General features: G+C 43.8%; 14 protein-coding genes. 7 read left to right on the forward strand and 7 right to left on the reverse strand.

All coding sequences use genetic code 11. The annotated features are described in order from the left end of the window. Position 1 precedes the first annotated feature (1 nt). From ACLI08_RS10890 to ACLI08_RS10905, 4 genes are all read right to left on the reverse strand, one after another. A complete protein-coding gene (locus ACLI08_RS10890; protein WP_411428514.1) occupies positions 2 to 502 on the reverse strand; it encodes a hypothetical protein in 501 nt (166 codons plus the stop codon). Next, a complete protein-coding gene (locus ACLI08_RS10895; RefSeq protein ID WP_411428515.1) occupies positions 495 to 1,802 on the reverse strand; it encodes an ABC transporter permease in 1,308 nt (435 codons plus the stop codon). The genes ACLI08_RS10890 and ACLI08_RS10895 overlap by 8 nt, the downstream gene beginning before the upstream one ends. A gap of 3 nt (positions 1,803 to 1,805) precedes the next feature. Continuing rightward, positions 1,806 to 2,432, reverse strand: a complete 627-nt coding sequence (locus ACLI08_RS10900; protein WP_411428516.1) for an ABC transporter ATP-binding protein — start codon at positions 2,430 to 2,432, stop codon at positions 1,806 to 1,808. Between the two features lie 99 nt (positions 2,433 to 2,531). After that, positions 2,532 to 2,912, reverse strand: coding sequence for a hypothetical protein (locus ACLI08_RS10905; RefSeq protein WP_411428517.1), 381 nt, complete (start codon positions 2,910 to 2,912; stop codon positions 2,532 to 2,534). A 196-nt stretch (positions 2,913 to 3,108) separates the two neighbouring features. Between ACLI08_RS10905 and ACLI08_RS10910 the strand changes: the two genes are divergently transcribed. Together ACLI08_RS10910 and ACLI08_RS10915 are read left to right on the forward strand one after the other, a co-directional pair. Beyond that, on the forward strand, positions 3,109 to 4,116 hold the full coding sequence (locus tag ACLI08_RS10910) for an aldo/keto reductase (protein WP_411428518.1): 1,008 nt from the start codon (positions 3,109 to 3,111) through the stop codon (positions 4,114 to 4,116). 53 nt (positions 4,117 to 4,169) lie between these two features. Continuing rightward, positions 4,170 to 5,078: a helix-turn-helix domain-containing protein gene (locus tag ACLI08_RS10915; protein WP_411428519.1), complete on the forward strand. Its 909-nt coding sequence runs from the start codon at positions 4,170 to 4,172 to the stop codon at positions 5,076 to 5,078. A gap of 91 nt (positions 5,079 to 5,169) precedes the next feature. Here ACLI08_RS10915 and radC read toward each other — a convergent pair whose 3' ends face one another. Further along, entirely contained in the window at positions 5,170 to 5,868 is a 699-nt protein-coding gene (gene radC / locus ACLI08_RS10920; RefSeq protein WP_411428520.1) for a RadC family protein, read from the reverse strand. Between the two features lie 89 nt (positions 5,869 to 5,957). Here radC and ACLI08_RS10925 point away from each other — a divergent pair, with 89 nt between their 5' ends. Both ACLI08_RS10925 and ACLI08_RS10930 read left to right on the forward strand, forming a co-directional pair. Then, the gene (locus ACLI08_RS10925; protein WP_411428521.1) at positions 5,958 to 6,536 is read left to right on the forward strand and encodes a DUF1287 domain-containing protein; all 579 of its coding nucleotides are present in this window, start codon (positions 5,958 to 5,960) and stop codon (positions 6,534 to 6,536) included. Between the two features lie 418 nt (positions 6,537 to 6,954). Further along, positions 6,955 to 7,980 carry a family 43 glycosylhydrolase gene (locus ACLI08_RS10930; RefSeq protein WP_411428522.1) on the forward strand — a complete coding sequence of 342 codons (1,026 nt, stop codon included), beginning with the start codon at positions 6,955 to 6,957 and terminating at the stop codon, positions 7,978 to 7,980. An 81-nt stretch (positions 7,981 to 8,061) separates the two neighbouring features. On the opposite strand, the gene ACLI08_RS10935 is transcribed toward ACLI08_RS10930, so the two are convergent. Continuing rightward, positions 8,062 to 9,537, reverse strand: a complete 1,476-nt coding sequence (locus tag ACLI08_RS10935) for a lipopolysaccharide biosynthesis protein (protein ID WP_411428523.1) — start codon at positions 9,535 to 9,537, stop codon at positions 8,062 to 8,064. Beyond that, positions 9,537 to 10,406, reverse strand: a complete 870-nt coding sequence (locus ACLI08_RS10940) for a glycosyltransferase family 2 protein (RefSeq protein ID WP_411428524.1) — start codon at positions 10,404 to 10,406, stop codon at positions 9,537 to 9,539. The genes ACLI08_RS10935 and ACLI08_RS10940 overlap by 1 nt, the downstream gene beginning before the upstream one ends. 59 nt (positions 10,407 to 10,465) lie before the next feature. On the opposite strand from ACLI08_RS10940, the gene ACLI08_RS10945 reads away from it, so the two are divergent. The 3 genes from ACLI08_RS10945 (at position 10,466) to ACLI08_RS10955 (ending at position 13,005) form a co-directional block, all read left to right on the forward strand. Then, on the forward strand, positions 10,466 to 11,317 hold the full coding sequence (locus tag ACLI08_RS10945; protein ID WP_411428525.1) for a glycosyltransferase: 852 nt from the start codon (positions 10,466 to 10,468) through the stop codon (positions 11,315 to 11,317). Positions 11,318 to 11,485: 168 nt separating this feature from the next. Continuing rightward, positions 11,486 to 12,226, forward strand: coding sequence for an MlaE family ABC transporter permease (locus ACLI08_RS10950; protein WP_411428526.1), 741 nt, complete (start codon positions 11,486 to 11,488; stop codon positions 12,224 to 12,226). Next, on the forward strand, positions 12,226 to 13,005 hold the full coding sequence (locus tag ACLI08_RS10955; protein WP_411428527.1) for an ABC transporter ATP-binding protein: 780 nt from the start codon (positions 12,226 to 12,228) through the stop codon (positions 13,003 to 13,005). The genes ACLI08_RS10950 and ACLI08_RS10955 overlap by 1 nt, the downstream gene beginning before the upstream one ends. The last annotated feature ends 73 nt before the right edge of the window (positions 13,006 to 13,078 follow it).

Consider the following 13,078-nt stretch of genomic DNA (forward strand, 5'->3'; position numbering starts at 1 on the left):
CTTATTTCTTTACCACTTCGGCATCTTCTATATGATAAATCCAGTCTTCCACATCAGAGTCGTTATAACGAAACGTTCCTTTCAGCGTTACATACTGGTCTGTTTTAAAGCGCATAGGCTCTTTCATTTTTATACCCATAATGGTTTCGGGCCCTGCTTTACCGCAAAAGAAACACGATGCAAATACGTTTTTGCTCAGCGCGTAGCTTTTATTGTCTATAGGCACCACAAAACCTGTCATAACCACCTGCTTGCCCTGTTTTGCTTTCAGCTGGGTATTAATAATAGGGTACATAACCCCTTCAGGATAATCTTTGCTTGGCTTTTTAATGTACTTAATTTGCCCGAGTAACTTCCAGTTAAGGGTATCTGAAAAAGGCTTTGATGACTCGGAATGGGCTACAGTAACAGTGTTATGTGTGGGTGTACTTTCGGGTAAACCCAATGAAGTAAGTACTACACCAGATAATGCCACAGCGGCTATAATAAGGGTTTTATGCATTTGCAAGAGTTTTAGAAATATTAAGTGAGTATGCTTTTACAGCCGGAATAACCGCCGCTATTATCCCTACAAAGATAGTAAGCGCCAGTAAATATCCTTCCTTGTCCCAAACAAACTCATAAGGGTTAAACGCCATTTTAAATTCTGATTCGCTACTGCCCGAAATAAGCTGCAAACCTATACGCCCAACAATAGTGCCAAAGATAAACCCTGTAACACAAAGCAACAGGCTTTCTATAAGTACCAGCAGTAAAAGCTGTAGGCGGCTTGCTCCATTAACGCGCAATAATGCAAATTCGTATTTGCGTTCTTTAAGCGTGTTGTATAGCGCGATGAATATACTAATCCCCGAAATAAGCATAATACCATAAGCCAAGTATTGCAACGCCTGTAAGCCTATGCCAAATAATGAAAACAACCTGTTGATTTCCAGGCCCGGCGCGGCAGCCTGCATTTTTGTGTTCATGGCTATCATGCGGGGCCACATGATTACGGGTTGGGGCCCGCGGAATTTAAGCAATACAGCGGTAATTTCCTGCCCTTCTTCGCTAATGGCCTCGTCTTCATGGTGGTGTGCTTCATGCTCATGGTGGTCTTCATGGGCAGCGGCATCATGACCCTCATGGTCGTGCTCGTGGCTTTCATGGTTATGGGCATCGGCTACGCTTCCCTCCTCTTCATGCCCGTGTTCGTGGTGCATGGCCCACACGCTGGCTACATTACTCAGTATAAGGTTATCTACCACTTTACCGGTAGGTGTGGCAATGCCTGTAACTACATAGGCGTGGTCTTTATGAAGTTCGCCCTCTGCAGCATCGCCGTGTGAACCAAAAAACGTATCGCCTACTTTAAGGTTCATTTTCCGGGCGATGTCGCTACCTACTACCACCTCAAAATTTTTATTGAACACTTTACCAGAAGCAATGGTAGCGCCGAAATGCGAAAGGTAGCCCGGCGTGGTACCTACAATGCGGAACCCACGGTAGTTATCGCCAAAAGCCAGTGGAATAGCCTCTTTAACCGATGGCTTTCGCATCCATACTTTTGCTTCGTCGTAGCTTATGTTACCCGTAGGCGCATCTACCTGGTAGACTGCCGAGAGTATAAGCTGTAACGGGCTGCCCTGCGCGCCCAACACAAGGTCTATACCGTCTACGTTGTCGTTAAACTTTTTTTCAAACTGCTGTTGTAGTAAAATCAGCAGGGTTATTATGGCCACGCTGGCGGTAAGCAGTATTATGCTTAGCGCAGTGTTTAGGGGTTTGTGCCAAATATTTTTCCAGGCTATTTTAGTAATCATAGGTTACAGCGCAATTTGGTTTGTAAATCGGTCTTTAAGACGTTGGTCATGAGTTACAATGATTAACGATGTACCGTGCTGTTTGGCCAGTGACGAAAGTAAATCAGCCACTATGTACGCGTTTTCATCGTCCAGGCTGCTGGTAGGCTCATCGGCCAAAAGAAGCTTAGGACTGTTTATAAGTGCACGGGCCACAGACACGCGCTGCTGCTGCCCTATACTAAGCTGTGAGGGTAGTTTATGCAACTGCTCTTTTAGCCCCAGGTCTGTAAGCAGGGTAACCGCTTTGTCTTTAGCTTCCTTGCCTGTGGCAAGCCATGAAGCAAGCACAACGTTATCTAAAACAGACAGTGCCGCAACAAAATACGATTGTTGCAGTACAATGCCAATGTTTTTTCCCCGGAAATGATCCAGCTGTTTCTCTGAAAGTGCAGCAATATTAGTATCGCCAATAATAACTTCACCCTGTTGCGGGCGTAGTAAGCCGCCAAGCAAATGCAGCAACGTGGTTTTCCCCCGGCCCGAACCACCTGTAATAAGCAGGGTTTCGGCGGGTATGGCTGTAATGTCCGGAAAAGAAAAATCAGTTCCTTTACCGTATGTAAATCGCAAATTGCGGGTGCTAATCATACCTTAAGTGTAGTGTATAGGTATGCAAAGTAACAAAAATGCAGTGAAAGAGAAAGAATTTTAATATTCAGGTTGGCTTAAAAAAACAATAAAAAACACTTAAGACGCAGCAGACTGGTCTTTGTTGTCAAAAATAAAAATTACGGGGTAGTCATCTGTATCCTTTTCCTCAAGGCCAGACAGTGAAAGTTCGCCGTTTTGCAGCGCGCTAAGGCAACGGTTATAAATAGAATCCCTGCTGCGCAAATCAAACCTTGTAAGATACAAACGCATTTCTACCAGCGTTTTATGTTGGCCGGCACGCTTTTCGTAGCCCGGATAGGTATGATAGTTTTCGGTGAGGTTAAAGTCTATTAACTCCAGTTTATGATCTATCATGCGCTGAAGCACCTGCTGCTCAAGATCCTTCTGCCGCATACGGGGGTCCGGCGGAATACTCAGGCAGTCGTGGCAGTAAAATGTCATGGTGTAATTATCCATTGCATTAGTAATTTGGTGGTAAAATTACGGCACAAACATGGTTTTTCCTCACAGATTAACAAACCTATAATACAATCCTGCGATTTATACCAAAAGAAAACCAAGCTGTTTTGGCTACAACGGCATCCGTTTTGGCTACAGCCTATCCCCGGCCTTTGCTGAACTTTGTAGTGTTCAATCATTAATTCAAAAAACAATGAGCATTAAAAAAGTAAAACTCGGAAGCCAGGGACTTGTAGTACCGGCTATTGGCCTGGGATGCATGGGAATGACCACTATGGCAGGGAATGACATTTACGGTAAGGCAGATGCACAGGAGGCCATAGCCACCATACACAAATCATTAGAGCTGGGCGGTAACTTTCTGGACACTGCCGATTTATACGGACCGCACTTAAATGAAAGGCTTATAGCCAAAGCCATTACCGGCAACCGCGATAAGTATATCATTGCTACAAAGTTTGCCTGGGAGATAGATGGCAATGAGCAGCTTACGTGGCGTATTAATGGGAAAAAAGACTATGTAAAAACCGCTGCCGAGCGTTCCCTTAAAAACCTGGAAACGGATTACATAGACCTGTACTATATGCACAGGTTGGACCCCGAGACACCTATTGAAGAAACCGTGGGCGCTATGGCAGACCTGGTTAAAGAAGGTAAGGTGCGTTACATAGGACTAAGTGAAGTAGCCGCAGAAACCATTAAGCGCGCGCATGCCGTGCACCCAATTACAGCACTGCAAAGCGAGTATTCACTCTTTGAACGCAGTGTGGAAGAACAGGGAATACTGGATGCACTTAATGAATTGGGTATCGGGTTTGTACCTTATTCGCCTTTGGGACGCGGGTTTATTTCAGGGGAGATAAAAACACCCGATGATTTCCCCGACAACGACTTTCGCCGTAGTATACCAAAGTTTCAGGGCGAGCAGTTTTATAAGAACATAACGCTGCTAAACGCTATAAACGAATTAGCTGTAGCCAAGGGCGTAACGCCATCGCAACTTGCCATAGCCTGGGCGGTAAACAAAGGCTTTGTACCCATACCGGGAACAAAACGCGTAAAATACGCTGAACAAAACCTTGCCGCGGCATCAATAAACATAACCGCCGAAGAAATGCACAGGCTGGAAAGTATGATACCATTAGGTACCGAAACCGGAAACCGCTACGATGCCTGGGGTATGAGTATGGTAAATCTTTAATATTTAAATTACAAAAAGGGCTATCTTTACGGTAGCCCTTTGGGTATACTGATATGAAAAAGCTAAACAATCCTTATATTGTAAACAGCATAAGCGAGTTACATCGTGCTAACGGAATGCCCGAACCCGAGCATCCTCTGGTAAGTTTTATACGGTTTGAAGATATAATAGATTCGCCCGCAAATTTTGAAACAGGCCTTGTTATGAACTTTTACATGATAGCCATTAAAAAAGATGTAAAAGGTAAAATACGCTACGGGCAAAATTACTATGATTTTGACGAAGGGGTAATGTCATTTATAGCCCCGGGACAGCTGTGCTACGAGGAACGCGAAAACCGCATACCCAAAGGTTATATGCTTATGTTTCACCCGGATTTTTTAATGGGTAGCCCCCTGGCGCGAAAAATAAAAAACTACGAGTTTTTTTCGTACGCCATTAACGAAGCGCTTTATCTGAGTAAAAAGGAAGAAGCTATGGTTGAAGGGATTATGGAAAACATAGCTCAGGAATACCATAACAACATAGACCGCTTTACACACGACCTCATTTTATCTCACATAGAATTGCTGCTTAACTATTCAGACAGGTTTTATAACCGGCAATTTATAACCCGTAAACAGGCTAACAACGAGTTGCTTACACGAATAGAAACGTGGCTGAATAACTATTTTTCTAAAGATGAAATAAACGGCCTGCCTGCCGTAAAAGACCTTGCTGCACATTTAAATGTATCTGCCGGATACCTTAGTAGTATGCTGCGGGCTCACACAGGCCAAAACGCGCAGCAGCACATACACGGCAAACTGATAGAAAAAGCTAAGGAAATACTGAGCACAACGCCCCTTACCGTTAGTGAAATCGCGTACAGGCTGGGCTTTGAACATCCGCAATCGTTCAGTAAGTTATTTAAGAGCAAAACAGATGTAAGCCCTCTGGAATACAGGAAGTTATTTAATTAGCTGTAAGTTGTTAGCTGTCAGCTATCAGCTTTAATTAAGCAACTTAATTGTTTTAAAATCCGGGGTTAAGCTAATGGCTGAAAGCTGACTGCTACAAAATCCCCTCGTCAGCAAAGCTTAAGTAGCTGTGTTCGGTTATAATAACGTGGTCTAACACCTTAATATCCAGCGCCTGCCCGGCCACCTGCAACTGCTTGGTAATTTGCTTATCGGGTACACTTGCCTGCAGAGCGCCACTTGGGTGGTTATGGCTTAATATAATTGCTACCGCATTGTGTTCCAGTGCTGTTTTATAAATCAAACGCACATCTACCACGGTACCCGTAAGCCCGCCCTTACTCAACTGGCTCTTATAAATTACCTTATTAGAATTATTAAGATACAAAACCCAAAATTCCTCATGGGGCAGCTCGCCTATTATGGGTTGCATGATTTGGAAAACCGCCTTACTACTGGTTATCTTATCCAGCTCACGTACAGCCTCTTCCCTTCTGCGGCGGCCCAGTTCCATAGCAGCGGCTATGGTTACGGCTTTGGCTTCGCCAATACCTTTAAAAGCCATTAACTGATTGATAGTCAGCTTACCTAAGGCGCTAAGGTTATTATCTACCGATTTAAGGATGCGCTTGCTTAGTTCCACGGCGCTTTCGTTACGGCTTCCTGAGCCTATAAGTATGGCTATCAGCTCAGCGTCACTAAGTGCTATCTGGCCTTTCAGCATTAGTTTTTCGCGGGGCTTATCATCTTCTGCCCAGTACTTTATGGAAAAAGAGGACGTGGTATCTTCCATGATCAAGGGTTGTTGGTTTGTGCGAAGATACATAAAACAGTGCACACTAAGTAGGGTAGATTTTACGTTAGGTTAAAAAACCTCAAACCATGAAACCACTGTTACTGCTGCTCTTGCTTTTTGGCGTAAGCCAAACCCCTGTAAACCAAACGGATTTTTACTCAAAACTATCAACTGCAGCACTCAGTATTGTAAACCCAAACGTGCGCTATGATGCTGATTACACAAAGATTGCATATCCTAACGGCGATGTAGCCAAAGACCGGGGCGTATGTACCGATGTGGTTATACGCAGCTACCGTAAACTGGGCATAGACCTGCAGAAAGAAGTACACGAAGATATGGCGTCCAACTTCTCTAAGTATCCTAAATCGTGGGGATTACAGGGAACAGATACCAATATAGACCACAGGCGCGTGCCTAATTTAGAGGTGTTTTTTTCACGCAAGGGAAAAAGCCTGCCGGTGAGTAAAAACCCGGCGGATTATAAACCCGGTGATATTGTATCGTGGAGGCTACCCAGCGGCAGGCCGCACATAGGCATTGTGGTAGATAAAAAAGGAGCAGGTGGCAGGTACAAAATGGTACATAACATTGGTTACGGCCAGGCGCTGGAAGATTGCCTTTTTGAGTACACCATAAACGGCCACTACCGCTATCAAAAATGAGTTTGAAACTTCTTTACAGCAACATATATACTATTTTAGCACAAAAAAGATTTTCCGCAATTGGTATAAAAATTTTTACGTTTTTTAAAGATATTCCGGCATTGGCTACAGCACTAAAAACAGCTATCTCATTCATAATAAAAAATATAACAATTTCAATCCGAAAAATAATATTCCGCAGCGGTATGTATAGGGTTTACAGTTTTTACTGAAGGATGGGTTTCAGTACAATGCTTCGCTTTTTTAGTTTCAAATTTCAAGCTTCAAATTTCAAGTTGTGGAACGTTAACGCAACGAACCTGACCCGAGGCGGTAGCCGAACGGACGAAGTAAACTCTAACCTCGGAATCTCATCCAACGAAATCGTTATAAATTTTTACTATCTTAGCATAAGTGTAAAATAAACATTTATAATATTATGCTTAAAAAATTACTTTATTGCTCGTTGTTATTAATTGCCGTAAATTCTTACAGCCAGGAACTCCCGCCACCCGAACTTCCGGTGCTGCCGTTTAACCCTAAAAACCCGGGCGTGCATGACCCTGTTATGGCTAAAGACGGCGATACGTTTTATGTATTTGGAACCGGCAAGGGCATACCCACCATGTACTCTAAAGACCTGAAAACGTGGACAGAAGGAAAGCCTGTTTTTGATAAACTGCCCGAATGGGTACTTAAGGCTCTCCCCCATTTTAAAGGCGACATTTGGGCACCCGATATTATTTTTTACAAAGGGCAATACCACCTGTTTTATGCCTGCAATGCCACCCCCGGTAAGCCCGATGCTGCCATAGGCCATGCCACCTCCCCTACCCTTAACCAGAAAAGCCCTGATTATAAGTGGACTGACCATGGTAAAATAGTACAGAGCGTTATGGGGCGCGATACCTGGCAGGCCATAGACCCTACCGTGGTGGTAGATGATTCAGGAACGCCGTGGTTTGTGTTTGGGTCGTTTTGGGATGGGATTAAAGCTGTAAAAATGACCGCTGACATGATGGGGCTTGCACACCCCGAAGAATGGCACAGCATAGCCCGAAGGCCAAGCAGCCAAAAGCCTTATAATTACGGACTTGAAGACAGCCAGATAGAAGGTGCCTTTGTGTATAAACACAACGATTATTACTATTTATTCGCGTCTTTTGATATGTGTTGCCGTGGGGTAAACAGTAACTACCACGTGGTTGTAGGGCGTTCTAAATCGGTTACAGGCCCTTATGTAGATAAGGCCGGATATAACATGCTCGATGGCAACGGAACTGACTTTGCCGTGGGCGATGGCGTAAAGTACGCTGCCCTGGGGCACAATGCTGTATATAAGATAGACGGTAAGGAGTACTTTGTCGCGCACGGCTACTCTATCCCTGATGGTGGCACCAGCAAACTGATTGTAACCGAGCTGAAATGGGATAAAAACGGTTGGCCGATTGTAAACTTTAAGTAGTTGCTTTTGGAAGTTTCAGGTTAGTAAGTGTGAACTTCCTTTACAGATTTTTCTTAATCTTAAATCTTTTGCTAAACAGCGTTATTGTTTAATACCCAACTTCTTTAAGGCTTGTGTTACCCAAACGTTCAGTTGGTACACAAGCCTTAATTTATACGTGGCAAATACAGTAATACCTGCATACACCGTTGTTTTATAAATTAAGGTAAACAGGTGCGAGCCCAGCTGTGGCAATATATACAGCGCAAAACCCGCCAGCAGGAAAATAAAGCCCATTTTAAAAAACTTGCCATCAAACGGTAGCAGGCCAAACTTTTTATAGATAAAAAGTAACTTGCTGATATTAAATATCGTCATGCTTATAAAAGATGCCCACGCCACCCCTGCTATACCGTACCCCAGGTGTATAAACAGTAGGTTCAGGGCTACGTTTAGCGCAACGAGTATACCTACCGCAATAAGGTTAAAACGGTAATATTTACTGTAAGTAATAATTTCGCCGTTAAAGCCCGTAGCCATGTTAATGAGTACGCTAAAACCCAAAATTTCTACAATGATTATAGAATCTTTTAGCTTGTTATAATCAGGCATTAGCCGGAATAAGTCTTCTATCCCCAGGAAAATACAGCCGTATAGCACCGCCCCTATAAAAAACAACAGGCGTGCGATTTCCTTGTATTTCACATTCAGTTCGGTAAGGTTATGGTCTTTCAGGTAGGCCGAAATAACGGGCGCGTACAGCGCAAACAAACCCACTGCGGGTATTTGCAGCGTACTGGCCAGCATAGAGCCTATGCTAAAGGTACCGTTAGCTTCAATAGAAATATAATTTGGAATAAAAATACCATCTATCCTAAAGGCGAGTAACGAGCCTAAACTCCCCGCCAGCGCATACAAGCTGTACCTGAAATAATCTTTCCGCGAAATCTCGCCAAACAGGGTTTTAAACCGGTAATTAAGCCCGGGTTTGTAGTACTTAAACAGGTATATTGCAGTAAAAAGCGTTATAAAAATAAAGCCTCCTATATACACCCATATCGCGTGGTTGTAGGTAGCACCGCCATACAGCACCAGTAAAAACGCCGCCGGCAATATCAGTTTAGGAATTATCTTTTCAAAAAGCGAAGGAACGGCTATGCGTTGCAAATCCTGGAGCTGCTTTTTAAACAACTCTACAAAAGCCAGTGCTATGGCCACCGGAAACGCAAAATATACCAGGTTTATGTAAGGATCTGTACTTAAATTCGCATATACTGTAAGCCCTAAAAACGTAACAAGGCTGGTTAGCAGCACCGACACTATGCTGTAGTTAAACAGCTGTTTTTGATGGCGCTCATCCAGCGCGGGGTAAAACTTAATCAGTGCCTGGCTGGCACCCAGTACCATTACCGGGCACAGCAGCTGCGATATGTTATCTATATACCGTATGGTACCCAGCAACTCTTTATTTTTTGGGTAAATAAACAACGTACTGATTACCCCTATGGCAGTGCCCAGGTAATTAAAAATGGCAAACCAAATCACCTGCTTCATAGGAGCTACGTGTTGCTTTTCCATTACAGCGCGCGTTTACGGGCCTCCTTTATGGGGGCCGGGTTAAATAAAAACTTCAGGTAGTAACCGCTTAAAGTGCTAAACAGTATAAAGGCTTTGCCAAAACCGTAGAATTTGGCAAAATACTTAGGTAAACCCACGGCTTCTTTTGCGCCTTGAAGGTACGCTTGCGTAAGGCTATACTTGGGGTTTATTAATGCCGAAAGCAGCTTGTAGCGGCTTTGGGTAACATCTTTATTAAAGTTGCGCGTAATAACACGGTCGTGTACAATTTTAGCCTTTGGGTCTATGGCAATGAAGAAGTTATGGTACGCCACACGGTCGCAATAATTTCGGTCCTCGCCATAATGCCCGAAAAGCGGCTCAAAGTAACCAACTTTCTCTACGCATGCACGGCTAAGCATCCAGGCGGCGGCATTTACAAACGGAACTAATGGCAACCCGTTTACCTCTGCCGTTTTCCGGCTTAAGTAGGTAGCGAAAGACGTATCGTATTCGGTTTCATTGGCCTGAAAATGCAGTGGGCTAAGCAGCCCTACTTGTGCGTTTGCCTTCATGTTAGCAACCAGACTATTTACCGTATTTTCAAAAACCCACGCATCCTGGTTGAGCAAAAACAGGTAATCTGCCCCCAGCTCCAGCGCTTTTAGCATGCCTATGTTATTGGCCTTGCCAAAACCCAGGTTGCTGCCGGTTTGTATAAGGTCTACTTCGGGGTGCTGCAGCAGCAGGGCCACGGTATCGTCTGTACTTTGATTGTCTACCGCAATAATACGTACCGGATAAGACGACGCCAGCAATGACGGTATGAGCTTATTGATCCAACGCGATCCGTTGTAGGTAACTATGATTACAAATACGTTCTTATCCAAGGTTTCGTTTTTCGGTTACGGCAAAATTAAGGATATTTGCACTTCTTTTATATTTCAAAATGAAATACTACGTAATAATACCCGCGCACAACGAGGAAGCCTTTATGGGGGTAACCCTGGAATCTCTTGCCGCACAAACCGTACTCCCTGCAAAAGCAGTGGTGGTAAACGATAACAGTACAGACCGTACCGGAGAAATTGTAGCCGAATATGCCGCGAAATACCCCTGGATATCGTTGGTTAACAAAGATTCGGCTGCGGTACACCTGCCCGGCAGCAAAGTAATACAGGCGTTTAATGCGGGGTACGCCACAGTAGACGAAGGGTATGACATCATTGTAAAACTGGATGCCGACCTTATACTTCCTGCTGATTATTTTAAAACAGTGCTAAACGCCTTTAAGGCAGATGACACTGTGGGCATGGCGGGCGGTTTTGCCTATATAGAAAAGAATGGCGAGTGGATACTGGAAAACCTTACCGATAAAGACCACATACGCGGTGCATTTAAAGCCTACCGCAAGGAACTGTTTACCCAAATGGGCGGGCTGCGCACGGCTATGGGTTGGGATACCGCCGATGAGCTTATTGCCAAATTTTACGGCTGGAAGGTAGTTACCATAGAACGCCTGAAGGTAAAACACCTGAAACCTACGGGAGCCAACTATAACAAAGCCGCGCGTTACAAACAGGGCGAGGCGTTTTACAGCCTGGGTTATGGCCTGCTGATAACCACCATAGCAGGGGCAAAACTCGCCATGCGTAAGGGTAAACCGTTATTGTTTATTGACTACATAAAAGGTTTTTTACAGGCAAAGAACGATAAGAAACCTATGCTGGTAACCCCGGAGCAGGCTACGTTTATACGTGCCTACCGCTGGAAAAAAATGAAACAGAAGGTTTTTAAGTAGTTTTAAGTCACAGTCGCAGTTTTCAGTGTGCTAAAAGCTTAAAACCTAAGAAGCTTAGTAGCTCAGTAACTAACCGACTCAGAAGCTTTTTTATTAAAAAACTATTAACTACAATCAAAAAACAAATGTAAATCGGTACTTTAGCCGATAATTTCCGCACACACGTACATGATAAAAGCTTTAGAACAAATAGGCCGTTATTTCCTGATGCTTAAGGAAGTATTTAACAAACCTACCAAATGGCAGGTAATGCGTCCGTTAATATTTAAAGAAATAGACGACCTTATTATAGGCTCTATGGGTATAGTAGCGTTTATTTCGTTCTTTATTGGCGGAGTTGTAGCCATACAAACGGCGCTAAACCTTACTAACCCGCTTATTCCTAAATCGCTTATAGCCTTTGCCACCAGGCAATCTGTAATACTGGAGTTTGCCCCTACTTTTATTTCTATAATTATGGCGGGCCGTGCAGGGTCATACATTACATCGAGTATTGGTACCATGCGCGTTACAGAACAGATAGACGCCCTTGAGGTTATGGGGGTTAACTCGCTTAACTACCTTGTGTTCCCTAAAATTGTAGCGTTTATGCTATACCCGTTTGTAATATCTATTTCTATGTTCCTCGGTATTTTGGGCGGATGGCTGGCCGGCGTATACGGTGGGTTTATAGGCAGCGAGGAGTTCCTGATAGGTATACAGCGCGAGTTTATTCCGTTCCACGTATTCTACGCGTTCTTTAAAACGGCGGTGTTTGGTTTTGTGCTTGCCACAATCCCTTCGTTCCATGGTTTTTACATGAAAGGCGGCGCGCTTGAGGTAGGTAAAGCCAGTACTACATCATTTGTATGGTCTAGTGTGGTTATCATTCTTATCAATTACATTATTACCACTTTACTATTAAGCTAATGATAGAAGTTAAAGACATAAGGAAATCGTTTGGCGAAGCCGAGGTTTTAAAAGGAATTTCTACCACGTTTGAATCGGGGAAGACTAACCTTATCATTGGCCGAAGCGGTTCGGGTAAAACCGTAATGCTAAAAACACTGCTTGGCATACACACACCCGATAGCGGTACCATATCTTTTGACGGCCGCGTTTACAGCGAACTTACACCGGATGAAAAACGCGACCTGCGTACAGAAATAGGTATGGTGTTTCAGGGCAGTGCCCTGTTTGACAGCATGACAGTAGAAGAAAACGTGGCGTTTCCGCTGCGTATGTTTACCAATAAAAAGACATCTGAAATACGTAGCAGGGTAAATGAGGTACTGGACAGGGTAAACCTTAAAGATGCCAACAAAAAATTCCCTAACGAAATATCGGGCGGTATGCAAAAAAGGGTAGCGATAGCCCGCGCTATTGTAAACAACCCTAAGTACCTGTTTTGTGATGAGCCGAACTCGGGGCTTGACCCTGAAACCAGTATTGTAATAGACGAGCTGGTACAGGAGATCACTAAAGAATACAACATTACTACCGTGATTAACACCCACGATATGAACTCGGTACTGCAAATAGGCGAGAAAATTGTGTTCCTTAAAAACGGTATTAAGGAATGGGAAGGTAATAACGAACAAATCCTGGAAACGCGAAACAAATCGATTGTGGAGTTTGTATACTCGTCTGACCTTTTCAAAAAAGTACGCGAAAGCCTGCTTGCCGAGGAGGAAGAAAACAACAAGTAATATCTTTACCGTATATAATAAAAAAGCTTAGGCAGTGCCTAAGCTTTTTTTGTGAAAAACTATTAATGGAAAA

Origin of the sequence: Flavobacterium sp. RNTU_13 (assembly GCF_046614455.1) — a bacterium.
Taxonomy (GTDB): domain Bacteria; phylum Bacteroidota; class Bacteroidia; order Flavobacteriales; family Flavobacteriaceae; genus Flavobacterium.

Coding starts and splice junctions, on each gene's coding strand:
- ACLI08_RS10890 (WP_411428514.1), bottom strand. CDS start 502: ATGCATAAAACCCTTATTATAGCCGCTGTGGCATTATCTGGTGTAGTA.
- ACLI08_RS10895 (WP_411428515.1), bottom strand. CDS start 1,802: ATGATTACTAAAATAGCCTGGAAAAATATTTGGCACAAACCCCTAAAC.
- ACLI08_RS10900 (WP_411428516.1), bottom strand. CDS start 2,432: ATGATTAGCACCCGCAATTTGCGATTTACATACGGTAAAGGAACTGAT.
- ACLI08_RS10905 (WP_411428517.1), bottom strand. CDS start 2,912: ATGGATAATTACACCATGACATTTTACTGCCACGACTGCCTGAGTATT.
- ACLI08_RS10910 (WP_411428518.1), top strand. CDS start 3,109: ATGAGCATTAAAAAAGTAAAACTCGGAAGCCAGGGACTTGTAGTACCG.
- ACLI08_RS10915 (WP_411428519.1), top strand. CDS start 4,170: ATGAAAAAGCTAAACAATCCTTATATTGTAAACAGCATAAGCGAGTTA.
- radC (WP_411428520.1), bottom strand. CDS start 5,868: ATGGAAGATACCACGTCCTCTTTTTCCATAAAGTACTGGGCAGAAGAT.
- ACLI08_RS10925 (WP_411428521.1), top strand. CDS start 5,958: ATGAAACCACTGTTACTGCTGCTCTTGCTTTTTGGCGTAAGCCAAACC.
- ACLI08_RS10930 (WP_411428522.1), top strand. CDS start 6,955: ATGCTTAAAAAATTACTTTATTGCTCGTTGTTATTAATTGCCGTAAAT.
- ACLI08_RS10935 (WP_411428523.1), bottom strand. CDS start 9,537: ATGGAAAAGCAACACGTAGCTCCTATGAAGCAGGTGATTTGGTTTGCC.
- ACLI08_RS10945 (WP_411428525.1), top strand. CDS start 10,466: ATGAAATACTACGTAATAATACCCGCGCACAACGAGGAAGCCTTTATG.
- ACLI08_RS10950 (WP_411428526.1), top strand. CDS start 11,486: ATGATAAAAGCTTTAGAACAAATAGGCCGTTATTTCCTGATGCTTAAG.
- ACLI08_RS10955 (WP_411428527.1), top strand. CDS start 12,226: ATGATAGAAGTTAAAGACATAAGGAAATCGTTTGGCGAAGCCGAGGTT.